Source organism: Neobacillus cucumis, assembly GCF_016908975.1.
GTDB lineage: Bacteria > Bacillota > Bacilli > Bacillales > Cytobacillaceae > Neobacillus > Neobacillus cucumis.
In genome coordinates this window covers 160,025-182,957 of the sequence record NZ_JAFBEX010000012.1, presented here as the reverse complement: position 1 = coordinate 182,957, position 22,933 = coordinate 160,025, and the positions used below count along the sequence as shown (strand labels likewise).

28 protein-coding genes and 1 pseudogene are annotated in these 22,933 nt (G+C 36.5%); 22 read left to right on the top strand and 7 right to left on the bottom strand.

The window, feature by feature from the left end; translation table 11 throughout:
- The first annotated feature begins 32 nt into the window (after positions 1-32).
- The 5 genes from JOC76_RS17555 (at position 33) to JOC76_RS17535 (ending at position 3,609) form a co-directional block, all read left to right on the top strand.
- Entirely contained in the window at positions 33-1,064 is a 1,032-nt protein-coding gene (locus JOC76_RS17555; protein ID WP_205179597.1) for an electron transfer flavoprotein subunit alpha/FixB family protein, read from the top strand.
- On the top strand, positions 1,057-2,352 hold the full coding sequence (locus JOC76_RS17550; protein ID WP_205179596.1) for an FAD-dependent oxidoreductase: 1,296 nt from the start codon (positions 1,057-1,059) through the stop codon (positions 2,350-2,352). The genes JOC76_RS17555 and JOC76_RS17550 overlap by 8 nt, the downstream gene beginning before the upstream one ends.
- The gene (locus tag JOC76_RS17545; RefSeq protein ID WP_202653741.1) at positions 2,352-2,636 is read left to right on the top strand and encodes a ferredoxin family protein; all 285 of its coding nucleotides are present in this window, start codon (positions 2,352-2,354) and stop codon (positions 2,634-2,636) included. The genes JOC76_RS17550 and JOC76_RS17545 overlap by 1 nt, the downstream gene beginning before the upstream one ends.
- A gap of 452 nt (positions 2,637-3,088) precedes the next feature.
- Complete coding sequence (locus tag JOC76_RS17540) at positions 3,089-3,268, top strand: hypothetical protein (RefSeq protein WP_205179595.1); 180 nt, start codon at positions 3,089-3,091, stop codon at positions 3,266-3,268.
- Positions 3,269-3,357: 89 nt separating this feature from the next.
- A complete protein-coding gene (locus JOC76_RS17535; protein WP_205179594.1) occupies positions 3,358-3,609 on the top strand; it encodes a hypothetical protein in 252 nt (83 codons plus the stop codon).
- A gap of 542 nt (positions 3,610-4,151) precedes the next feature.
- Here the strand turns inward: JOC76_RS17535 and JOC76_RS17530 are convergent.
- Positions 4,152-5,363, bottom strand: coding sequence for a Ger(x)C family spore germination protein (locus JOC76_RS17530; protein WP_205179593.1), 1,212 nt, complete (start codon positions 5,361-5,363; stop codon positions 4,152-4,154).
- A 449-nt stretch (positions 5,364-5,812) separates the two neighbouring features.
- On the opposite strand from JOC76_RS17530, the gene JOC76_RS17525 reads away from it, so the two are divergent.
- From JOC76_RS17525 to JOC76_RS17500, 6 genes and pseudogenes are all read left to right on the top strand, one after another.
- Positions 5,813-6,025, top strand: a complete 213-nt coding sequence (locus JOC76_RS17525) for a hypothetical protein (RefSeq protein WP_205179698.1) — start codon at positions 5,813-5,815, stop codon at positions 6,023-6,025.
- A 191-nt stretch (positions 6,026-6,216) separates the two neighbouring features.
- A complete protein-coding gene (locus JOC76_RS17520; protein ID WP_205179591.1) occupies positions 6,217-6,462 on the top strand; it encodes a hypothetical protein in 246 nt (81 codons plus the stop codon).
- Positions 6,463-6,580: 118 nt separating this feature from the next.
- On the top strand, positions 6,581-6,910 hold the full coding sequence (locus tag JOC76_RS17515) for an Arm DNA-binding domain-containing protein (protein WP_205179589.1): 330 nt from the start codon (positions 6,581-6,583) through the stop codon (positions 6,908-6,910).
- Positions 6,898-7,509 (top strand): tyrosine-type recombinase/integrase, encoded by a 612-nt coding sequence (locus tag JOC76_RS30080; protein ID WP_239557783.1) that lies wholly within the window; start codon positions 6,898-6,900, stop codon positions 7,507-7,509. Before JOC76_RS17515 ends, JOC76_RS30080 begins: the two co-directional genes overlap by 13 nt.
- On the top strand, positions 7,454-7,630 hold the full coding sequence (locus tag JOC76_RS30075; protein WP_239557782.1) for a tyrosine-type recombinase/integrase: 177 nt from the start codon (positions 7,454-7,456) through the stop codon (positions 7,628-7,630). The genes JOC76_RS30080 and JOC76_RS30075 overlap by 56 nt, the downstream gene beginning before the upstream one ends.
- A 189-nt stretch (positions 7,631-7,819) precedes the next feature.
- Positions 7,820-8,103: pseudogene (locus tag JOC76_RS17500) on the top strand (ferredoxin family protein).
- A 119-nt stretch (positions 8,104-8,222) separates the two neighbouring features.
- On the opposite strand, the gene JOC76_RS17495 reads toward JOC76_RS17500, so the two are convergent.
- Both JOC76_RS17495 and JOC76_RS17490 read right to left on the bottom strand, forming a co-directional pair.
- A complete protein-coding gene (locus tag JOC76_RS17495; protein WP_205179588.1) occupies positions 8,223-8,528 on the bottom strand; it encodes a hypothetical protein in 306 nt (101 codons plus the stop codon).
- 227 nt (positions 8,529-8,755) lie between these two features.
- Positions 8,756-9,103 (bottom strand): hypothetical protein, encoded by a 348-nt coding sequence (locus tag JOC76_RS17490; RefSeq protein ID WP_205179587.1) that lies wholly within the window; start codon positions 9,101-9,103, stop codon positions 8,756-8,758.
- A gap of 228 nt (positions 9,104-9,331) precedes the next feature.
- On the opposite strand from JOC76_RS17490, the gene JOC76_RS17485 reads away from it, so the two are divergent.
- Complete coding sequence (locus tag JOC76_RS17485) at positions 9,332-9,856, top strand: hemerythrin domain-containing protein (protein WP_239557781.1); 525 nt, start codon at positions 9,332-9,334, stop codon at positions 9,854-9,856.
- Between the two features lie 59 nt (positions 9,857-9,915).
- Here JOC76_RS17485 and JOC76_RS17480 read toward each other — a convergent pair whose 3' ends face one another.
- The gene (locus JOC76_RS17480; protein ID WP_205179586.1) at positions 9,916-11,151 is read right to left on the bottom strand and encodes an MFS transporter; all 1,236 of its coding nucleotides are present in this window, start codon (positions 11,149-11,151) and stop codon (positions 9,916-9,918) included.
- Positions 11,152-11,380: 229 nt separating this feature from the next.
- On the opposite strand from JOC76_RS17480, the gene JOC76_RS17475 reads away from it, so the two are divergent.
- Positions 11,381-11,821: a MarR family winged helix-turn-helix transcriptional regulator gene (locus tag JOC76_RS17475; RefSeq protein WP_205179585.1), complete on the top strand. Its 441-nt coding sequence runs from the start codon at positions 11,381-11,383 to the stop codon at positions 11,819-11,821.
- 92 nt (positions 11,822-11,913) lie between these two features.
- The gene (locus JOC76_RS17470; protein WP_205179584.1) at positions 11,914-13,608 is read left to right on the top strand and encodes a M3 family oligoendopeptidase; all 1,695 of its coding nucleotides are present in this window, start codon (positions 11,914-11,916) and stop codon (positions 13,606-13,608) included.
- A 36-nt stretch (positions 13,609-13,644) separates the two neighbouring features.
- On the opposite strand, the gene JOC76_RS17465 is transcribed toward JOC76_RS17470, so the two are convergent.
- The gene (locus tag JOC76_RS17465; RefSeq protein WP_205179582.1) at positions 13,645-15,801 is read right to left on the bottom strand and encodes an ATP-dependent Clp protease ATP-binding subunit; all 2,157 of its coding nucleotides are present in this window, start codon (positions 15,799-15,801) and stop codon (positions 13,645-13,647) included.
- Between the two features lie 189 nt (positions 15,802-15,990).
- On the opposite strand from JOC76_RS17465, the gene JOC76_RS17460 reads away from it, so the two are divergent.
- A complete protein-coding gene (locus tag JOC76_RS17460; RefSeq protein WP_205179580.1) occupies positions 15,991-17,040 on the top strand; it encodes a YkvI family membrane protein in 1,050 nt (349 codons plus the stop codon).
- A 22-nt stretch (positions 17,041-17,062) separates the two neighbouring features.
- On the opposite strand, the gene JOC76_RS17455 is transcribed toward JOC76_RS17460, so the two are convergent.
- The gene (locus JOC76_RS17455; RefSeq protein ID WP_205179578.1) at positions 17,063-17,674 is read right to left on the bottom strand and encodes a CPBP family intramembrane glutamic endopeptidase; all 612 of its coding nucleotides are present in this window, start codon (positions 17,672-17,674) and stop codon (positions 17,063-17,065) included.
- 146 nt (positions 17,675-17,820) lie between these two features.
- On the opposite strand from JOC76_RS17455, the gene JOC76_RS30070 reads away from it, so the two are divergent.
- Positions 17,821-17,940, top strand: coding sequence for a DUF6254 family protein (locus JOC76_RS30070; protein WP_239557780.1), 120 nt, complete (start codon positions 17,821-17,823; stop codon positions 17,938-17,940).
- An 87-nt stretch (positions 17,941-18,027) separates the two neighbouring features.
- Here JOC76_RS30070 and JOC76_RS17450 read toward each other — a convergent pair whose 3' ends face one another.
- Complete coding sequence (locus JOC76_RS17450) at positions 18,028-18,216, bottom strand: YkvS family protein (RefSeq protein WP_205179576.1); 189 nt, start codon at positions 18,214-18,216, stop codon at positions 18,028-18,030.
- Positions 18,217-18,434: 218 nt separating this feature from the next.
- Between JOC76_RS17450 and ykzS the strand changes: the two genes are divergently transcribed.
- The 6 genes from ykzS (at position 18,435) to JOC76_RS17420 (ending at position 22,895) form a co-directional block, all read left to right on the top strand.
- On the top strand, positions 18,435-18,629 hold the full coding sequence (gene ykzS, locus JOC76_RS17445) for a protein YkzS (protein ID WP_205179574.1): 195 nt from the start codon (positions 18,435-18,437) through the stop codon (positions 18,627-18,629).
- Between the two features lie 369 nt (positions 18,630-18,998).
- The gene (locus tag JOC76_RS17440) at positions 18,999-19,262 is read left to right on the top strand and encodes a phosphocarrier protein HPr (protein WP_205179572.1); all 264 of its coding nucleotides are present in this window, start codon (positions 18,999-19,001) and stop codon (positions 19,260-19,262) included.
- A 4-nt stretch (positions 19,263-19,266) separates the two neighbouring features.
- On the top strand, positions 19,267-20,979 hold the full coding sequence (gene ptsP / locus JOC76_RS17435) for a phosphoenolpyruvate--protein phosphotransferase (RefSeq protein WP_205179570.1): 1,713 nt from the start codon (positions 19,267-19,269) through the stop codon (positions 20,977-20,979).
- A gap of 123 nt (positions 20,980-21,102) precedes the next feature.
- Entirely contained in the window at positions 21,103-21,249 is a 147-nt protein-coding gene (locus JOC76_RS17430) for a hypothetical protein (RefSeq protein ID WP_205179569.1), read from the top strand.
- 361 nt (positions 21,250-21,610) lie between these two features.
- Positions 21,611-22,246, top strand: a complete 636-nt coding sequence (locus JOC76_RS17425) for an FMN-dependent NADH-azoreductase (RefSeq protein WP_205179567.1) — start codon at positions 21,611-21,613, stop codon at positions 22,244-22,246.
- Positions 22,247-22,421: 175 nt separating this feature from the next.
- A complete protein-coding gene (locus tag JOC76_RS17420; RefSeq protein ID WP_205179565.1) occupies positions 22,422-22,895 on the top strand; it encodes a hypothetical protein in 474 nt (157 codons plus the stop codon).
- Positions 22,896-22,933: the final 38 nt, after the last annotated feature.

Here is a 22,933-nt window from a genome sequence, read left to right as displayed (position 1 = left end):
AAAAGTATTTTCTGCTTTAGGGAGGGGTTTAAATGAATTTTGACGATTATCGGGGAGTCTGGGTATTTATCGAACAAAATGCTAGTAAAATTGAAGGCGTTTCACTCGAACTGCTCGGGGCTGGGAGAAAGCTGGCGGATAAGTTACAAGTACCATTAGCAGGATTTTTATTAGGACATGAGATTAAGCCATTAGTCAACCAGGTCATTGCATATGGTGCAGATGAAGTATATGTCATTGATCAGCCTATCTTAAAGCATTACCGAACGGAATCTTACATGCAGGGGGTTATGCTGTTAGCCCAAAAATACAAACCGGAAATCATCTTATATGGAGCCACACCAAATGGAAAGGATTTAGCAAGTGCAGTTGCTACAGACTTATCTACAGGTTTAACGGCTGATACAACCATGCTTGATGTGGATGCCACAAACCGATTACTTGAGGCAAGCAGACCGGCGTTCGGCGGTAACATTATGGCCACCATCTTATGTAAAAAACATCGGCCGCAAATGGCAACTGTCAGACCAAAAGTTATGAAGGCATTAGAGCCTGATTCAGCTAGACACGGGAAAATTATTGAAGAAAAAATAGATTTAAAAGAAGAAGATATGCGTACCAAAGTACTTAAAATTGTGAATGATGTAACAAAAAAAGCTAGTTTAGCAGAAGCACATGTAATTGTATGCGGCGGCAAGGGAATGGGGGACCTGCAAAATTTTCAGCTTATTCATGAGTTAGCAGAAACGATTGGCGCCAGTGTCGGCGGTACTCGTGATGTGGTTGAAGCAGGCTGGCTTCCGCATGAACAACAAGTTGGTCAAACAGGTGAAACGGTAACACCGAAGATTTATTTTGCCATAGGTATATCTGGTGCCATCCAGCACGTCGTGGGAATGAAAAATTCAGAGTTTATTATTGCTATTAATAAAGATCCAAATGCACCGATTTTTGATGTAGCCACATACGGAATTGTTGGAGATGCTCTGGAGATTGTACCAAAACTAATTGAACATTTTAAACAGCTCAAGACAGAAAAGGGCGGTGAAATCAGTTATGCCTGAAAAATTTGATGTCATTGTTGTAGGGGCTGGACCATCAGGTACGGCGTGTGCCCTTACTTGTGCACGAAGCGGATTAAATGTTTTGCTAATTGAAAGAGGGGAGTACCCAGGGGCAAAGAATGTAATGGGTGGTGTCTTATACCGCAAGCAAATGGAGGAATTAATACCTGAGTTTTGGAAGGAAGCTCCTCTTGAAAGGCCCGTTATAGAACAGCGTTTTTGGATGATGGATAAGGAATCAGTCGTATCCTTCGGTTACAAAGGTCTTGAATGGGCTGTGGAACCATTTAATAATTTTACCGTGCTGCGTGCCCAGTTTGATCAGTGGTTTGCCGGAAAAGCAGTGGAAGCAGGCGCACTTCTTATCAATGAAACAGTAGTAATAGAGTGTTTGGTTGAAAACGGTAAGGTTGTTGGTGTTCGTACCGATCGCCCTAATGGGGAAGTTTATGCTGATGTGGTAGTACTTGCAGATGGAGTAAACTCCCTTTTATCCAAACAATTAGGCTTCCATAAAGAATTTCGCCCAGATGAGGTTGCTTTAACAGTCATGGAAGTAATTAATCTACCAAAAGATAAAATTAATGATCGTTTTAACTTGGAAGATAATCAAGGCTGTACGATTGAGATTTTTGGGGATTCAACGAAAGGCAACTTAGGTACAGCTTTTCTTTATACCAATAAAGATAGTTTAAATATCGGGGTTGGAACGACCCTATCAAGTATGATTAAAGCAAAATTAAAGCCATACGATCTGCTTGATTACTTAAAAAATCATCCGATGGTGAAACCGCTCATTGCTGGAGGGGAATCTGCTGAGTATTTAGCCCATCTAATTCCAGAAGGCGGTTACCGCTCTGTTCCAAAGGTTGCCGGTAACGGAGTGATAGTCGTTGGTGATGCAGCACAGTTAGTAAATGCCATTCATCGTGAGGGCTCCAATATGGCAATGCATTCAGGCTTATTAGCAGCTGAAACCGTTATTGAAGCAAAAACACGAGGTGATTTTTCACAAGCCACTCTCAATCTATACCGTGAAAAGCTATATGATAGTTTTATAATTAAAGACTTAGAAAAATATAAAGATGCAGCCCATACCTTTGAGAAATACCCGCAATATTTTAATGATTATGTTCCAATGATGAATAAAGCCATGAGCAAATTCTTTACAGTGGACGGAACACCAAAACGGGAAAAACAAAAACAAATTATGAAGAGTGTTACGGCAGAAAAAGGAACTATTCGAGTTATTCAAGATCTTTATCGTGCTTGGAAGGCGGTGAAATAATGTCAACGAAAAATATCGAGGAAAAACAGTACCTGCTTCGGTTTAAGTGTGATACAAAGTCCCATTTAACAGTGCTCGATCACGACATCTGTATGACTAAATGTCCCGATAAAATTTGTACAATATTTTGCCCGGCTGAAGTGTATAAGTGGGAAGGTACACGGATGCAAGTAGGTTATGAAGGCTGTCACGAATGCGGCAGCTGTCGCATTGGCTGTCCATATCAGAATATTAAATGGGAGTATCCTAAGGGCGGTCATGGGATTGTTTTTCGGTTAGCTTAAAGTTTTTGGCTTCAAAATGGAGGATTAGTGCTAATCAGTGACCAACTTGTGACCAATGAAAATTATATAAAACAGACGTATATCAAACGTTTTTGGTTTCTATTGTGACCAATTTGTTGTTGAGAAATCCTTATATTTCAACATTTATTACTAAACTGAGTTACCAAAAAACTTTCTGTATAGGTTTCCTAAGTTAAGCCAGTTTAAATAGCTGGTTTATTTTTTTGGAATAAAAGGGTTTGTATGGTCGATCTTCAAAAGAGCAGAATAAAAACAAAGTGAAGAAAAAAGAAGTGTCTGGTCAAAGTTTGTCGGGGTGATTCTCGGCAACTTTTTTATTATTGGTAATCGATCAATTCTTTACCAATTAGACGGGTAACGATGAAAGGATGTTTGCGAAAAGATATAAGAAGGGAGCAAATCCTAACCAAAAATAACGGAGGTCAAACAACATGAAAAGTCTAGTCGGATTAGTAATGACCCTATTATTGCTCGTTGGATGTACACAGACGCTAAAAGACAAGACGCAACAAAATATCAATAATCCTCCACCGCAGAAACAAGTCAAAACGAACAAAGGTCAAGCGATAGGGAAGGAATACGGCGGTAAGGAGCGGGATATGGACAAGTAAAGAAGATTCCATCTGGACAAGCCGTTCCACCAATCGCACCCGCTCCACCTACACCGGAAGAACATTTTATTCAAGTTTTGTACGACGGTTTGAACAAGTTCGCACCAATCGAAAGCGTTAAACAGGTCGGACACTATGATTTTGATATCAAAGGGTTCTCACAAGAGGAGTTCACTCAAGCGTCTTACGGTATGGAGAATAGGGTCATTGTATGGTTATACGAGGTCTCTGGTACGGGTGTTCAAATCACATACCTTAACGAACGTCAAGACATGCACATCCGCTTTTGGTCAAAAGAGGAGGGTGACAAATACGGATTTACTTACATTTTAGATAAATAAGCCAAAATAAGGTGAACGGGCAAAGACTACCCTATGGTAACATTCTACTTTGAACTGCCAGCGATTGTTTACGATTGGAGAAACTACTAAGAGGCGTGGAGAAATCCTTTGCCTCTATTTGTATGTTTATTTCATTTATAACCCATGAGTGAAACATATCCTTGACGGGCAAAGGAGTGGTAAAACCTTAAACATTGTTGGGTCAGTGTTTAAAAATCGTTCTAATGCGTCTTAGGTACTCTAGATTATTAAAGGTAAAATCAAAAGTAGAGCTGAACAGAGCTTTCTAATTATTATGATATTAAACTAGTGGATTTTTCTGAATTGAAGATAAAGGAGTATGATCGTCTCATTGACGATCTTTTTGTTTAGAGCACTTTAATTTATTAAGTTGACGAAGCGTTATTTTCCTACAACTTCAGTATTGTGTAAACGTGAAATACAGAAATTTAACGAAAAAGGGACTCCTAAGAATCCCTTCATTTGTAGAGTGGGCTAATTAAAGTTCACTCCTTATTTATTTGTTTCTTTTTCATTAAAGCTTATTTTCCCATATCAGACCAAAATGGCAACGTTCGGATTCCCTCGCGACGAATGTAAAAGTCCACCTTTGCATTAACTTGTAATTCTGCAAATTCATTGTCCCAGTTTTTCTCCAACTTTTTCCATAATTTCGGATTAGATACATGAACTTTTTCTCCGAATCCCAAAATATCACATTTTAGTTTTTGCGTAGCTTTAACTGAGGTTAATATTTCCTTGCTTATTTCTATTTCAACCAGTTTATCGATTTCGCTTATAATCTCTGGATTATTTAAATCTATAGGTGTATTGGCTTCACTAATCCATCCTTCGCTATCTATCTTTATGTTTATCACTGGTCTCTCTTTAATATATTGAACGCTGACTTTAGTTTTGGAACGGATTGGTGCAACAACAATAGCATTCTTCTTTTTCTTCCAATTTACATAAATATACGTGCTTTTTAGCTTATCCTGAAGCCAGATAATGCCCCGTGCTTCATCACCATCAACCCACCCCCGTAATTTTGTCCCATTGAATATTGCTAACCCTTCTGAAGAAAGAGAGGCGTCAGTTATTGAATTTTGAAGAAACTTAGCTGATCTGGCTTTTTGTTTATTGCCTTTAAAGCCATAGCCATTTACAAATGGCTGTTTTCCCTTGCTCACTAACCCACTAAGGAAATCATCGATATTTCTGCTCATATTTTCTCCAAGCATAGTTTCTGTAGACTTAATCTGTTTCGTAATCTTGTTGACAGGAAGTTTGTCTAAAGGTGTTAATGTTGAGACAAGATCCTCAGCTGTACAATCCTTAGCTACAACCAATTCACTCGTTATTCTAAATTCAGGATCTCTATCCAATGCATCCAAAATATAATCCATATCTTCTTTGGCAATTTCTTCACTGATGACCACAAGGTTTGTGTGTGCGAAATAAATTCGTCGAGATACCATTTTGGTCACGTTTCTTGTAGCTTGGGTGAGAGAATCACCGGTACTTCGGTAAACAGCTATGGGAAGGCCTTGTCCGTCCCCGCCTCCATTTTGACCGGAAGAAACATTACCTGGATTAACCAATTGAAAGGAAAGCTTAAACCTTTTATCCTTACCTTTATCAATTCCTAAAGCCATCACAAAAGCCAAATCAGTTAGTTCTTTTTGATTCCAACATGCACTAAGAAAAGGTATTAGTATCAGCAGAATTGTGAAAATGCTAATGCCTTTTTTCATTCTCTTCACCCTTTTAGTTTTTTCGTCACCGTGGCTAGGAGATTCTGTCTTTTACCCTTACAATAGGTCTATTTCCATTGTCGATAAAAGACCGTATATTTATAAATGCCCAGAGTGGAGAGCTCACAATATACTTTTTCTCTGATATGTGACTGTATTGACACCTGATTTACTCTATATACAAGGATATATATAGTTATTTTCTCCAAATAAGGTTCAAAAATCCAAGTAAATAAAAAAACTCATGGTTAGTTCCTATAATTCTTTTGTCAGGAAGATTTTGATTGAAATACATTGCTTCACTTACTTAACAATCAGGGTCACTCTTTTTTTATGATTAAATTATAAAAATGAAAATTTAATGAAATAATTGCATAAATATTGAAAACGCTTTCCTTTTGATTTAATATTTATTTATAAATTAGTAATTTTTGAGAAGGTGTAAAAGAATGGATTTCTATGATAATTTACCGAATGCTGTCCTTATTGCTTTTTACAATGAAATTAATAAAAATATTGAAAAGGGAATATTAACTAAACAAATGTATTATGAACTTGGTTTAATATTTTCTGTAATGAGTCGAAGAGGGATAAGTCTAAGGAAACCAATTGACTTTGATGATGTGATTGATCAAGATACAATGGAAAATTTTATTGCTTAAAGAGTGATCAATTTTGGTCGCTCTTTTTTGTTGTCTACTTTTAATTATTTAGTATTAAAATATCAGTCTACTTTTAATTATTTAGTATTAAAATATGTTTTTAGACTCATCGGTATATTAATCCAAATTTTGGAGACACAGTATATTAGCATGCGGACAAGCTTGTTATGAATACAGTGGAGGTGTCTTTTTTGTCTAAGAATAAAAATGAAAAATTAGATCATAGAGAGGTAATGGGAGAGGTTGAAAAAGTTCATTTACCACGTGATAAGAAAGGAAGGTTTGTTTCACCAAAGGAAAAGCCACGTTCAATAAAATTAGTTAAGGTTAAGGGGGCATATGGTACTTTTGTTGTTAAAGAAAAAATGATTCCAGATGAAATAAAGACAACTCTGTTTGGTATAGCGTTGATTGGATTGCTTATTGCAATATTTTAATAAGAAATTAATTAGAGTTGCTTACAACACTCTTTTTATTATTGTTGTTATTTCGTGTCTAAATGTTAAAATATTTGTCATACAAACAGTTTAAGAGCCAAATAGGAGGCTCTAACTAGTGAAAGGTAGCATAAAGAAAAATTCAAAAACAGGGAAATTTGATATTGTAGTCGATATAGGAAAAGACCCAGGGACAGGAAAAAGAAAACAAAAGATGAAAAGGGGCTTTTTAACCAAGCAGGAAGCAGAAAAAGCCATTACGAAAATTTTAAATGATATAAATGAAGGAACTTATTTTGAGTCACAGAAAATGACTGTGTGTGATTTTTTTGAGTTGTGGTTTAAAGAGAGAAAATCAATTGTTGAGCGGACAACATATCAAAACCAACTTGCATTTTATAACATTTATATAGCACCAAGAATGGCACACTACCAATGTTTGAAATAACACCGATTTTTCTTCAAAATTACGTAAATGATTTATTGGAATTTACAACTTTAAGGACAAGCACCATTCATAAATTATTTGATGTGTTAAAGGTAGCATTTAAAAGAGCCGTAAAACTTAAAGTGATCAAAGAAAATCCGGCTTACTTTGTGGATCTTCTGAAAATCCAAAAGACGGAGATGAGCGTATGGGATATAGGAGAGGTCAATTTTTTTTTAAGTAAAGTGTATAATATCAAACGACCAAGTCAGTATTTAACAGCTTATTTACTCGCGATTTTGATTGGTATGCGTCAAGGTGAAATATTGGGTCTTAGATGGAGAGACATTGACTTTGAAAACAAAATCATTTACATCAGACAAACCTTATCTCATGACGGAAAAGAACTAAGAAATGCTGCAAAAACAAAATCAAGCATACGTACCATAGCTATACCAGATACATTAATTAAGCAACTGAAAATAGAAAGAAAAAAACGTATCGAAAACAAATTAAAATACTCCAATGTTTATAAAGATAACGATTTAGTCATTTGTACTAAGCATGGTCGTCCTGTTCAACCATCAAATCTTAACAGAGGGTTTAAAAAAGGATGTTAAAAAAGTGGGACTTCCAGTTATTCGGTTTCATGACCTAAGACATACGCATGCAACTATGCTAATAAGTAAAAACATTAATCCGAAAATCATATCTGAAAGATTAGGACATGTGCAAGGATAGGAATTACACTTGATATTTATAGTCATGTACTTCCAAGTATGCAACAAGAAGTTGCTAATAAATTAGATGAGATGGTTAATACTTTGTGAGCATTTCTGTGAGCGCTAGTGGTTTGTGATAAGAAAAAACGTTGATAAAACAAGCTTTTTTTTAAAAAAGTTGCCTTCGTGCTTGGAAGGCGGTGAAATAATGTCAACGAAAAATATCGAGGAAAAACAGTATCTGCTTCGGTTTAAGTGTGATACGAAGTCCCATTTAACAGTGCTCGATCACGACATCTGTATGACTAAATGTCCCGATAAAATTTGTACAATATTTTGCCAGCTGAAGTGTATAAGTGGGAAGGTACACGGATGCAAGTAGGTTATGAAGGCTGTCACGAATGCGGCAGCTGCCGGATTGGCTGTCCATATCAGAATATTAAATGGGAGTATCCTAAAGGCGGTCATGGGATTGGATTTCGGTTAGCTTAAAAGAATATTCTTGTGGTCACCCTCATGACCACAAGAAAGTTTGATCTTAACAGCTTGTAATTAAAAAAAAAACGGTGCTATTGTCAGCATCGTTTTTTTGTTCCAGCTATTAAATTAATTCAAGTGACATTTATTTTTTTTATCTTAATGAAATTACTGATCCCGATTTCCGCATTCTTTAATTTTTTATCTATATAACTATGAGGGTCAAAGGTTTCGATATGTCCTTCTAATTGTTGTTCGACCATGTCACAAAGCATACCAGAGACTCTGCATAAGTGATCGATAATTCCAAGTAATTGTAGTTCAGTCACACCAACAGTTGTTGTCGTATTTGCGTGTGTAACTTGATTGAAGATGCGATTTATCCTCTCGTTTATTTCTTTGGTGTCTTGAATAGTAAACTTATCTTTTAGATATGCCATCAAAAATTACCTCCTAAAGAGTTTTACATTTCAAGTTATTCATTAAAAGGTAAGGATAGAATGCCGTGTTAGAACTCTTTACGAGGAATTAACAAAGTTGATAAATAAAAAGTTAATGCTTTTTTAAAAGATCAAATTTGAGAAGGTGTTTGAATTTTAGTACTATATGTATGTTTTTTCACAAGTGAGAGAAAAAAGAAGGTGAAGCAGAAGAATTTGGTTGTGGTTTAGCTTATTTTCTCTAAAAGAGTAATAGAGGAAAGTTCGTCTTTTTTACTTGACTGTACCAAAGTGGAAGCCAATGTATTCGCATTATCCATTGATTCCATATTAGGTGAACAATAATACGGATTTTTCCAATTAAAATCGCCCTCATCTGTTGCAGGATAAATACTCACTTTCCAGTGATAATATATTTGGGGCTGCGGTAGAAGGACTCCTTCAACAGCTATCAGCCAATGGGTAAAGGGTTTCTCAGGACAATAAGCGTCAGATTTTTGTAATGATATCAGGTCCTTATGTCCTATTGGGACTAGTGCCTTCTCATAAAAATCATGATAATTTGGAGTTTTCATCTATATTACCCTCCCTTTTAAGGTATATCTATATTATATGAAACGATGCCTCCTTTTTTGTGTGATAATTGTTATAAATTTTCAAAAAATTTTAACATTTTCATAAAGTTATCACACTTATGTCAATCTGTAAATAATTGTAGGAAAAATAGTGACCTTAATCACTACATGATTTCTTTGTGATTTATATACTAAAGACACAGAAAAGAGTGTAGAGGTGATTGGCAGATGAGCAGTTGTATGAGTGGTTTAGGTGGAATGACCCAAGGTCTGTTAAGTGAAGGGCTTGTCCGTTTAAAAGGTGAACATCCTGCATTAAGAAAGCAGATGGAAGAATTATTTGCTTTAACGCAACAAATCGATCAAGAAATAGATAAGGAAAAGAATTTCCATCAGTTAATCCAAAAGGTAAAAGAGTTTAAAAGTGACTTAGATCCGCATTCAGAAAGAGAAGAAGGGGTACTATTCCCAATGATGGGTGTCTATATTGGTACTACTTCTGGTCCAATTGCTGTCATGGAATATGAGCACGACCAAGCAAAATCCCAAATTGGTGCATTTCTCGAGAAAGCTGTATCAGGTCAACCTACAATAGACGAACAGAAGAAATTAGCTGTGTTAATTCAAAATGCTTATTTGATCTTAACAGACCACTTTAATAAAGAGGAAAACGTCTTATTTCCAATGGCTGAAAGGATGCTATCGGATGAGGAAAAGGCGGAGTTATTGTTAAAGATACAAGAGATTAACTAGAAAAGGATGGGCGGCGCCCATCCTTTTCTAGTTTTTTGTACGATATTATGTCTCCAAAATCAGCCCAGTTGATTCCACTCCCGGACTTTTTGATCACTTGGAAGCAGGAAGGCGATTAGACCGAGTAATGGAAGGAATCCCAGCCAAGTAATCATAGATTGCAAGCCAATCCAGTCGGCAATCGATCCAAGCCCGACGGAACCAATTGCCCCCATCCCGAATGCAAGACCAACCGTTAAACCGGACATCGTGCCAATCTTACCTGGAACTAACTCTTGAGCATACACAACTGTAACCGAAAAACTTGTCATTAGAATAAAACCTGTAAGAACTAGGAAAATAAAAGCCAGTGTTGGTGGAACATGCGGAATGATAACGGAAAAAGGAACAGTTGCTAACATTGAAAATGAAATAATATTTTTCTTGCCAAACCGATCGGAAAGTGGTCCTCCAAAGAAGGTTCCAACTGCTCCTGAAACTAAAAAGGCAAATAAAAACACTTGAGATTCTTTAATCGAAAAAGCATATTCTTTAATGGCATAGAAGGTATAAAAGTTAGTGATCCCTGAAGTATACCAAGTTCTTGCAAATATCAATAACAAAATAAAAGCCAACGTGTTTTTCACATCTTTAGATAAACCTAAGTTCTTACCTGTTTTTACATCCTTTTTCTTTTCACGTGGAGAAACCAGTAATCTTTGTTGATACCAGTTAGCGATATAAATGAGTAAAATGACTGCGATTGCTGCAACGATCGTAAACCATGATGCGCCTATCTGCCCAAGTGGAACTAATATAAGAGCTGTGATCAACGGTGCTAAAGCTTGACCGGTATTACCGCCCACTTGATAAATTGATTGTGCGAGCCCTCGTTTATTCCCTGCGGCCATATAGGCAACTCGAGAGCCTTCGGGATGAAAAACCGCCGAGCCAAGACCGATGAAAATAACAGATAGAACAATCATGGCAAAATTGTCTGCAAAACCTAAGCCTAGGATGCCAAATAGTGTAAAGGTAAGCCCGATTGGCAGGGCAAAGGGCATGGGCTTCTTGTCTGTAAAAAAGCCGACGACCGGCTGCATAACCGAGGAGACCATATTTAACGAGAATGCGATAATTCCTAGTTGGGTAAAGGTTAATCCCATCGACTTTTCTAAAATCGGAAACATCGCGGGTACCACCGCTTGAATGGCATCATTCAATAAATGGCAGATACCAATAATAATCAGAATTTTAAAGATGGTGGATTCTGATGCTTTAGTAGCCTTTGCCGATAATGCTGCAGGTTGATTCATTTTATCCCTTCTTTATTTTTAATATTTTTTTTCTATCTTACTACTAAATTAACAAAATAAGAAATTATTATTTCTATTTTCGAAATTTTAAAAATTAGATTTCTTAAAATGACACCGTTTACAAAGGAGAGTTTGACAGAGATAAAAAAATTTTTTATAATTAATTTTGAAATCAAGATAATTTTCCTTATATTATATTTTTATTAAATCTTAAAAGGATGCGTTTTTTATGGAAAATGAAACAGTTGAAAAGTCATTAAAGTTATTTATCGTACTTTCAAGAGCATATAAAGCGATTAACGAACATGTAAATAAAGCGATTCAGGCAAACGGTTTGAATCCAACTGAATTCGCTGTTCTAGAGCTTCTTTATCATAAAGGTGACCAGCCCATGCAGCAAATAGGGGGGAAAATCCTACTTGCCAGCGGAAGTATTACCTATGTAGTCGACAAGTTAGAACAAAAAGGACTGCTTAGAAGAATTGCTTGTCCGAATGACCGCCGGGTAACATATGCTCAAATCACGGAGCAAGGAAAAACATTTATTGAAGAGATTTTTCCTGATCATGCAAAACAAATTGATACCCTTATGTCAAGCCTTTCTGAATCTGAGAAAACGACGGCTATAGATCTACTGAAAAAAGTAGGAATACCAGCAGGAAAATTTTAATACGGCCAATGGTCGTATTTTTTTTATTAGAGGAATATTAATAATACTGTCGAAATGATAGACTGGGACCAATAGAAAGGGGATATTTTGATATGAGTTTTGAAAATTATACATACGAAAGACCAAATTTAGAAGGAGTAACAACAAAATTTAATACGGTTTTGGAAGGCTTTATAAATGCAGATTCAGTTAAGACTCAATGCCGGTATATGGAAGAAATTAATCAATTAAGAAATGATTTAGGAACGATGTTTAACCTTTGTTATATCCGCCATTCGATTGATACCAATGATGAATTTTATAAGGAAGAACAGGATTATATGGATGAGATGCAGCCTGAGATTGAGGGGCTGGTAACTAAATATTATCAAGCATTGGTTGAATCTAAGTTTCGCCCTGAGTTGGAAACAAAGTGGGGAACACAACTGTTTGCCCTTGCTGAGGGACAGCTCAAAACGTTTAAACCAGAAATTGTTCCATTACTTCAAAAAGAAAACCGCTTGTCAACTGAATATACAAAACTGCTTGCCTCCGCTAAAATCCATTTTGAGGGGGAGGAAAGAACACTTGCCCAATTGGACCCATTCACTGAAACCAAGGATCGTAACATAAGAAAAAGAGCAAGTGAAGCTAAATTTGGATTCTTTGCTGAGCATGAAGAGGAATTAGACCGAATTTATGATGATTTGGTAAAGGTTAGGACAGAGATTGCCCAGAAATTAGGGTTTAAAAACTTTGTGGAACTCGCTTATTATCGGATGATGAGAACGGATTATGATGCAGAGATGGTGGCGAACTTCCGTCAGCAAGTAAAGGATTTTATTGTTCCCATTGCGACCAAATTAAAAGAACGGCAGCAGGAAAGAATTGGTGTAGATCAGTTAAAATATTATGATGAAGGATTTAATTTTCCGTCTGGAAATGCAGTCCCTAAAGGGGAACCAGAATGGATTATAGAAAATGGTCAAAAAATGTATGAAGGCCTGTCCAAAGAAACAGGTGTTTTCTTCCAATATATGCAGAAAAATAAGCTAATGGATTTAGTGGCTAAGAAGGGAAAAGCAGGTGGAGGCTATTGTACATTTATTGAGAATTATAAGGCTCCGTTTATCTTTTCCAATTTTAATGGGACGTCCGGTGATATAGATGTGTTAACCCATGAAGCCGGTCATGCCTTCCAGGTGTATTCAAGCCGTCATTTTGAAATTCCAGAATATTATTGGCCAACATATGAATCAGCTGAAATTCATTCGATGAGTATGGAATTTTTTACATGGCCATGGATGGAGTTGTTTTTTCAGGAAGATACGGACAAATATAAGTTTTCTCACTTGAGCAGTGCGCTTTTATTTCTCCCATATGGAGTTTCTGTAGATGAATTTCAGCACTGGGTGTATGAAAATCCTTCAGCTACACCTTTAGAACGGAAGCATCAGTGGCGTGAAATTGAGAAAAAATATTTACCTCATAAAGATTATGATGGAAATGTTTATCTTGAAAACGGCGGTTTTTGGCAGCGGCAAGGGCATATTTATAATTCACCTTTTTATTATATTGATTATACACTGGCCCAAATTTGTGCCTTTCAATTCTGGAAGCGTTCGATCGAAAATAGGGAAGAGGCATGGGCTGATTATGTAAAGCTTTGTAATCTTGGCGGCAGTCTATCCTTTACAAAACTTGTTAAGGCAGCCAACTTAATTTCTCCATTTGAAGATGGATGTGTAGAATCGGTTGTTGGTGTTATCGAGGAATGGTTAAATTCTGTTGAGGATCAAAAGCTATAAGATCAAAAGCGAAGCCAAATGGCTTCGCTTTTGATCTTATTGTACCGAAATGGCTTCAGATACTACTTTCAATTCCCCATTTTCATTGGTTGTGACTAATTTTTTCGCATTTGGCACTTCTAAGATAAAATCAGCAATTTTATCTTCAAGCTGTTCTTGGATGACTCTGCGAAGTGGACGTGCACCGAAAGCAGGATGGTATCCTAGTTCAGCTAATTTTTCTTTTGCCTCTAAGGTAATGCTAAATTCAATGTTTTGTTCTGTTAATGTTTCTTGTAATTCATCTAGCATTAAATCGACAATTGATAGGATATGTTCCTTATCAAGTGCATTAAATTCGATGATACTGTCAAATCGGTTTAAGAATTCCGGCTTAAAGAAACTGCCAAGGGAGTCAAGAATGCTCGCTTCTTTAATCGCGTCATTCGCCCCAAAACCTACGTGAATGGTTTTATGACCTACCCCTGCATTACTTGTCATAATAATGACCGTATCCTTAAAACTTACCACTCTACCTTGACTATCAGTAAGTCGACCGTCTTCTAGAATTTGCAAGAACAAATGTTGAACATCTGGATGTGCCTTTTCAATTTCATCTAATAAAATAATGCTATATGGGTTCCTTCGGACTTTCTCTGTAAGCTGTCCGGCCTCATCGTGACCTACATATCCAGGAGGTGAACCGATTAGTTTAGAAACGCTGTGTTTTTCCATATATTCGCTCATATCGAGACGAATCATGGAATCTTTGCTTCCAAAAAGCTCCTCAGCAAGTGTCTTGGTTAGCTCCGTTTTACCAACCCCTGTTGGACCAACAAACAAGAAGGATCCAATCGGACGATGTTTGGATTTTAAACCAGCACGGCTGCGTCTGATGGCCTTAGCTACTTTTTTCACAGCTTTTTCTTGACCGATAACCTTTTTATTAAGATTTGCTTCTAAGTCTCTCATCTTAAGCTGTTCATCCTGCTGAAGTTTCCCAACTGGAATATTTGTTTTTTCCTCAATGATAGATTGAATATGAGCGAGGGTAACCAATGGTCTGATTCCAGTTGATGCTTCATTTAGTTTCTTTTCAAGCTTAGCTTCTTCATCTCGCAGAGAGGCAGCTTTTTCGTATTGTTCCTTTTTTAGTGTTTCTTCTTTCTCGCGGGCAATCTCTCTTAAGCGATTTTCAATTTGTTCTGTACTTTTATAATCTGAAGTTAAATTTAATTTAGAACCGGCCTCATCGAGCAAATCGATGGCTTTATCCGGTAGGAATCGGTCCTGGATATAGCGCTGCGATAATTGTACACAAGCTTCAATGGCTTCGTCAGAATAGGTAACCTCGTGATAGTCCTCATATTTCTTTTGGATTCCTTGTAGTATTTTTATCGCTGCTTCCGGAGTTGGCTCCATCACATGTACAGGCTGGAAGCGGCGTTCTAAAGCAGAGTCCTTTTCAATTTGGCGGTATTCTTTTAGTGTCGTAGCTCCGACAACCTGTAACTCGCCTCTTGCAAGAGCTGGTTTTAGAATATTCCCTGCATCCATGGAGCCTTCAGCAGAACCGGCACCAACAAGTAAATGAATCTCATCAATGAAGAGAATAATATTCTTTCTTTCCTGTAATTCTGAAATTAATTGCTTCATTCTTTCTTCAAATTGACCGCGAATACCAGTATTTGCGACAAGTGAGGCAACATCTAATAAGTAAACTTCTTTATTGCGTAATTTACCGGGGACATCACCGCTGGCAATTTTCAATGCAAGACCTTCAGCGATAGCTGTTTTACCGACACCTGGCTCACCAATTAAGACTGGATTATTTTTATTTCTTCTATTTAAAATTTCAATGACACGTTTTATTTCATTATCTCGACCAATAACAGGGTCAATTAAACCTGCCTTTGCTATTGTGTTAAGGTTTCGTCCAAACTGGTCGATAAATCCCTTTGGCGCATTCCCTCTTTTCCCGGCAGGAGAGGCATCTTCCATACTTTCTGATTCTTGTGGGAATCCATTAGCGATAAACAAGTTTTCAAATGGGAAGTTCGGAAATGAATTTAAGCTCGAACCAAATCCTGTTCCTAGTGATTGCTTTTCTTTAGCATAGCATTCGTGGCAGAGTTTCATTTCCTTACGTTGTCCATTGATACTGAAATTTAATTGAACATTAGCCTGATTTTGTTGGCATTGTTGACAAAGCATAAGTAAATAACCTCCTAATATCTAATTTATCAAAGGTTTGACTTTGACTATATTTGACCTTGTGATCCTAGTATACTCTGACCTTTTTTGACTTTCAAGTGCTTTGTTTGTAGAAAAAGTTTCCAAAGGAGAAAAAGCTCGTCTTTGTTTGTCCATCTGCTCATATATTGAAGATAAGGGGGAGATGGTGTGAAGAAAAATTGGTCGCAAGCTTTACAAATTGCCGCAGTTTATGTTGGAACTGTGGTAGGGGCCGGATTTGCCACAGGCAAAGAAATTGTTGAGTTTTTTTCACGTTTCGGTTTCTTCGGCTTAATTAGTATAATTATGAGCGGTTATCTTTTTATCTTCTTGGGATCAAAACTTATGAGGATAGCTGCATTTATAGATGCAAAATCATACCAAGAATTTAATCAATATTTATTCGGAAAATGGCCTAGCAAGATCATTAATCTGTTTATGCTCTTTATGCTTCTTGGTGTTAGTGCTGTGATGTTATCTGGTGCAGGGGCAGTGTTTGAGGAACAATTAGGTTTATCTAAGAGCGTTGGTGTATTTTTAACCATCATCCTTTCAGTGATCGTGATGTTAATAGGTACAAAAGGATTATTCGCAGTCAATACGTTTGTTGTTCCATTAATGATAAGTTTCAGTGTCATTTTGATGATATTCTCAGTTCAAATTCCAGGTTTTATCAATAAACTTCTATATATCCCTCATGCTGATGATGGATGGAAAAGTGTTGTGGCACCTTTCTCTTATGTAGCACTGAATCTTGGTTTGGCTCAGGCCGTACTTGTCCCTATTGCCACGGAAGTGAAAGATGATTGGACGATTAAATGGGGAGGCATTCTCGGCGGAGCGGCTTTAACACTTATTCTAGGGGCAAGTCATTTCACCTTAATTATGCTGCCAGATGTAGAAATGTATAATATTCCAATGGCTGTTATCATGAAAAACCTCGCCCCATTTCTTTACTGGATTTTTGTGCTGGTCATTTATGGTGAAATTTTTACATCAGTCATTGGTAATATTTTTGGACTTGATCGACAATTGAAGCAATATCTGCCTATACCTACGATTATTTCTGTAGCTGTGCTTTTCTTTGTTTCTTATGTCATAAGTCTTGTGAATTATGGAACATTATTATCCTATCTATACCCTTTGTTTGGGTATATTTGTATGGTTTTTTTTATATTATTGTGGATGAAACCGTTTGACTATGTTGAAAAAAAATAAACAGCTGTCAGCAGACAGCTGTTTATTTTAACGGTAGAATAAGAAAAATCATCATATCAAACATAATATGAGAAACAATGACAAGCGGCATGCTTTTTTTCCAATAATATATTAGTCCCCAAGCGATCCCGGATATCAACGCTGCAAAAACTAATAAAAACGAACCAGAATAGATATGAACGGAGGCGTAAAGAATAGCACCGATTAATATACCTAAAAAAGGCTTAGTATATTTTAATAAACTTTTTTGAATAAAACCGCGCCAAAAAATTTCTTCCCCTGGTGCTGCCACTAACACAAGGGCAATATATTGCCAGAACTCATGTGGAGCATACCATCGGTACAATTTTCTAATTGGTTTTTCAAACGGGAGGTTCATTAACTGCATCGCATGTGACCCTAACCAAAAAATAAAATATAACACTAACCCCGATAAAGCTCCGAAAAAAATATACTTAATGAATGATGCCTCATCATCCACTTCTCCTTGGAGCATAGCATAGGCAATTAGGATAAGAATGGACCCAGAAAAAATATACCAAAATATTGTTTTTTCATGAAATGAAAAATAGATAAGTGCATGTGCAATAATGAATCCAAAAATAAGTCGAATATCTTGGAAGCACTTTTTCATCCTAACAAGCTCCTTTTTATAATCAATAAAATTTATTTTAACAAAGAAGTTTTTTAAAAGGAAATGATTTCTTTAAACATTTTGTCCAATTCAACTGATAAGAACATAACCAATAGAAAAAAATAAAAGGGAAAGGAGTGAGAGAGTTGAGTAAATCACAAAGCCAATACGAGCGTGAATGGACAGTACGTAAGCAAAATCAGAATCCACATGGAAAAGTAAAGTCATTAAAACAGATTTCGAAAGAAACCGAACAAGGTAAATAATAATATAAATGACTGTGGATCGGTTAATAAAGATGCTTAGAAAAAAGAAATGGCAGTCAATGACTGCCATTTCTACCAAACTATTACTTAATAAGCGCTTTCTTTTATCACTTTATAATTTTTATGATTAACAACAGTCCTCTGATCTAATTCCAAGTCACGATAATTATCCATAATTGTTAGATCGACTATAACAGAGTTTTCATTCACTTTTTCAACTATTCCTTGCAGGCCACCGCGAAATTCAATGATATTCCCTACTTCTGCTCTTTTCATTTAGCCTCTCTCCTTTGCCTTCGAAAACGAATAATAGAGTATTTAAATAACAGTTTGCACTATCTTTTCCAATTCGTAAAGGCTTTTGTTTGACAATTATGGTAATTCTTTTAGAATATTATAGTTTATGAACAAATTTACAAGAAAAGAAGAGGAAACGCTTACATTTTTGTTAAAACAAGTGATTTTTTTAATATTAAGGAAGGGTGTGGATGCTAATGAAGGAAGAGCTGGTTACAGATATTTTAAATAAACTGATGAAAGGGGAGCTATCAGAGTATTTTGTAAAGAATGATGAATTTCTGGATTTTAGGAAGGTCTTAGTCAAAAGACAAGATTTTAAACATTTCCGAGGGATCAGCCAGCGGGGCGGGGACGTTCTTTATCAATATTTAAAAGAACCTCGAAGTTAAGAGCTACTAAATGGCTAGGAATTTTTCAGAAATCCAACAAATTTCTTTCATACAAATAATATATTTTAACAATTTATAGAAGTTCTTCTGCGTTTTTCCTTGTATTTTTGACAAATTTGTGAACAATTCAACTTTTTTCGATAAGTAGTTGTCTGAAAAAGATGAAAATGGTATTCTAGCATGTATGTATGACGCTTACCAAAGTAAAAATTCTGTATGATTGTTTTTATTTTTGGAAAAATAAGCGAAATGAACTATTTTATTTAATAATCATTTAGCTTCCTTATTGACTAAATGATTAGAAATGTTTATTTTTAATTAGGCAAGTTTTAATTATTACTATTTATTTTAAAAGGAGTTTGATTTAGCATGGCAGAAAAACAATTTAAAGTAGTTGCAGAAACAGGAATTCACGCAAGACCAGCAACTTTATTAGTTCAAACAGCTAGCAGATTTGATTCTGAAATTACTTTAGAATATAAAGGAAAATCAGTAAACCTAAAATCTATTATGGGTGTTATGTCTCTTGGTGTAGGACAAGGCGCAGATATTAAGATTGCAGCTGAAGGCAATGATGCTAACGATGCACTACAAGCACTTGAAGATACAATGAAAAAAGAAGGATTGGCTTAATAAAATGGCGTTTTTACAGGGGATTGCTGCATCAAACGGGATTGCCATCGCGAAGGCATACCGTCTTGTTGAACCGGATTTATCGTTTGAAAAAATAACAGTTGAAGATGTTACAACTGAAGTTGAGCGTTTCCGAAAGGCAATGGAAAAATCAAAATCAGAACTTGAAGCAATTCGTGACAAGGCTCAAGTAGATCTTGGCGCAGACAAAGCAGCCATTTTCGAAGCGCATCTTCTTGTTCTTGGCGATCCGGAGCTAAATGCACCGATTGAAGATAAAATCAAATCAGACAAAGTAAACGCTGAATTTGCCTTAAAAGAAACTGCAGATATGTTCGTTATGATGTTTGAGCAAATGGATAATGAATATATGCAAGAACGGGCTGCAGATATCCGTGATGTAACAAAACGTGTACTCGCTCACCTTTTAGGCGTTCAGCTTGTTAATCCAAGTATGATTGCGGAAGAAGCTATTATTGTTGCTGAGGATTTAACTCCTTCTGACACAGCTCAATTAAATCGTAATTTTGTTAAGGGTTTTACTACGAATATTGGCGGTCGTACATCGCATTCAGCGATTATGGCACGTTCTATGGAAATTCCAGCTGTCGTAGGTACCAAAACAGCTACTGAGGAAATTAACAATGGTGACCTTATTATTGTTGATGGACTACAAGGGGAAGTACATATAAATCCAACCCCTGAATTAGTTGCCCAATATCGTAAAGTTCATGAAGATTATGAAGCTCAAAAAGCAGAATGGGCAAAGCTTGTTAATGAGCCAACTATTTCTGCAGACAACCACCATGTAGAGCTAGCTGCAAATATCGGAACACCTAATGATTTAAAGGGCGTTATCGAAAATGGCGGCGAGGGTGTAGGCTTATATCGAACAGAGTTCCTTTATATGGGACGTGACCAACTTCCTACCGAAGAAGAACAGTTTGAGTCTTATAAAGCTGTTTTAGAAGGAATGAAGGGTAAGCCTGTAGTTGTTCGTACTTTGGATATTGGTGGAGATAAAGAACTTCCGTATTTAGATTTACCAAAAGAAATGAATCCATTCTTAGGTTTCCGTGCGATTCGTTTATGCTTAGAGGAACAAGATATTTTCCGTACACAGCTACGTGCACTTCTACGTGCCTCTAGCTTCGGAAATTTAAAAATTATGTTCCCGATGATTGCCACTTTAGATGAATTCCGCGCTGCAAAAGCAATTCTGGAAGAAGAGAAAGCTAAGCTTATTTCAGAAGGACAAACAGTTGCAGAAAAAATCGAACTTGGTATCATGGTAGAAATTCCATCTACAGCTGTACTAGCGGATCAGTTCGCTAAAGAAGTAGATTTCTTCAGTATTGGAACAAATGACTTGATTCAATATACAATGGCTGCAGACCGGATGAATCAGCGTGTATCATACCTATATCAGCCTTACAGCCCATCCATCTTAAGATTAGTTAAAATGGTTATTGATGCTGCTCATGCTGAAGGAAAATGGACAGGTATGTGCGGTGAAATGGCTGGGGATGAGACTGCTATTCCAGTTCTTCTTGGTTTAGGTCTTGATGAATTCTCTATGAGTGCAACCTCTATCTTGAAGGCTCGCTCACTTATTCGGAACCTGAAAAAATCCGATATGGAGAAATTAGCCCAAGAAGTATTAAACATGCAAACAACTGATCAAGTAATTGAAGCAGTTAATAATGCGACAAAGTAAATCATCATTAAGAAAAGACCAGCTAATCATTCGTGATTGGCAGGTCTTTTTTTTTGTCCATAATTAATTAAGGTTAAAAGTACATATGCTAAAAACGTAAGAGTCGTTGGAGGTGAATGTCACATGGAACAAAAACCAATACATTATGATGGAAGCTTACAACTAAATCAGACATTAACAGATTCAAATGCTAATGAATCATTTCAAATAACGGATGAAATGAGAACCAACATTGGCCGCAATCCATATTATTTGAATACCAATGAGTAAAATAAAAAAACAGGAGGAATTTGCCGTTTGGGTAAATTCCTTTTTAATTGGCTGTGTTAAAGGTTGATTTTGGAACGATGTTGATTGGAGCGGAAGGCGCTCGACTCTTCGAAAATGCTATCGCATTTTCTTCGTGCGTGGACGGATTCGAGGAAGAATTTCAATGTCCTGCGGGAGTACGGGGCAGGGGAGATCCCACAGGTGCTTCAGCACCGAGGAGGCTCCCCGGCACGCCCGCGGGTTTGCTGAGCGCCTGGAGCGGAAATCAACATCCATGTTTAACAACAGTCTTTTGACTAATATCCACTATTTTGATTCATACTAAAATGACTTCCCATCCTAACATGAAAGGTGAATGAAAATGGCTAAGGTTTTATATATTACCGCTCATCCGCATGATGAAACACAGTCCTATAGTATGGCTGTTGGAAAGGCATTTATCGATGAATATAAACAGGTCAATCAGAATGATGAAATTATTCACATAGATCTTTATAAGGAAAATATCCCGCATCTTGATGCGGATGTTTTTAGCGGCTGGGGCAAGCTTCGTTCTGGAGAAGGATTTGATCAACTGTCTGCTGAAGAAAAATCTAAGGTTGGAAGGCTAAATGAATTAAGTGACCAGTTTGTTGCTGCTGACAAATATGTCTTCGTTACGCCACTTTGGAATTTTTCTTTTCCTCCAGTAATGAAAGCTTATCTCGATTCTGTTGCGGTGGCTGGCAAGACGTTTAAGTATACTGAAAGTGGTCCAGTGGGTCTTCTTCCTGATAAAAAGGCTCTACACATTCAAGCACGTGGAGGTTTCTATTCCGAAGGGCCAGCTGCACAACTTGAGATGGGTCATCGCTATATTGGTGTAATCATGAGTTTCTTTGGTATCCCATCACTAGAAGGTCTGTTTGTCGAAGGGCATAATGCTATGCCGGATAAAGCACAGGAAATTAAAGAAAATGCCATTGCTCGAGCTAAAGATTTAGCACACACGTTCTAAATTATATAAAAATGAGACAGAAAACCTGTCTCATTTTTTATTGCCTTTCCAAGTGTTTCCACAAATAATCTAGTATATTAAAAATAGAAACCAGGAAGGAGTGATTATTGAACCGTTCTTAACGTTTATTACCAATGTATTATGGCTAAGGTAAGAATATAAGGGAGTGTTAGGGATGTACAAGAAATTTCGAACATTAGGCACTTTTATTCTAGTAGTCATTTTCATTGTCTATCTAAGCGGATGCAGCTTACTTTATTCAAATGAATTAATTGTCAATCGCTATGCTGACGCTCTATTAACAAAAAATAATGAATTACAGTTCCGTTTTAGGATAAATAATGAACTATTAAATGGTCAACAATTATATAAAGTAAAGGTAACCATACATGATGATAAACTTGCCCGGGCAATGGGAAAAAGAGAGATAATATATGGAGAAGAGCAGGTTCAAAATGGTGATTATATAGAGTCAAAAGGACTTCGTGAGAAATATATTTTTATGGACCCGCTTCCGTTAAAAGTGGACTTACATATTCAAGAATTGCGAAAGATGATTGAGCATGACCAGGCCGTTTCGATTGAGGTATTTAATGATAAAGAAGTACTAGGTCGTGCTTATTTAACAAATTTTTCATCCGAGTTATAAAAATGTTTAAGAGGACCCAATATAGGACAATCTTAGTA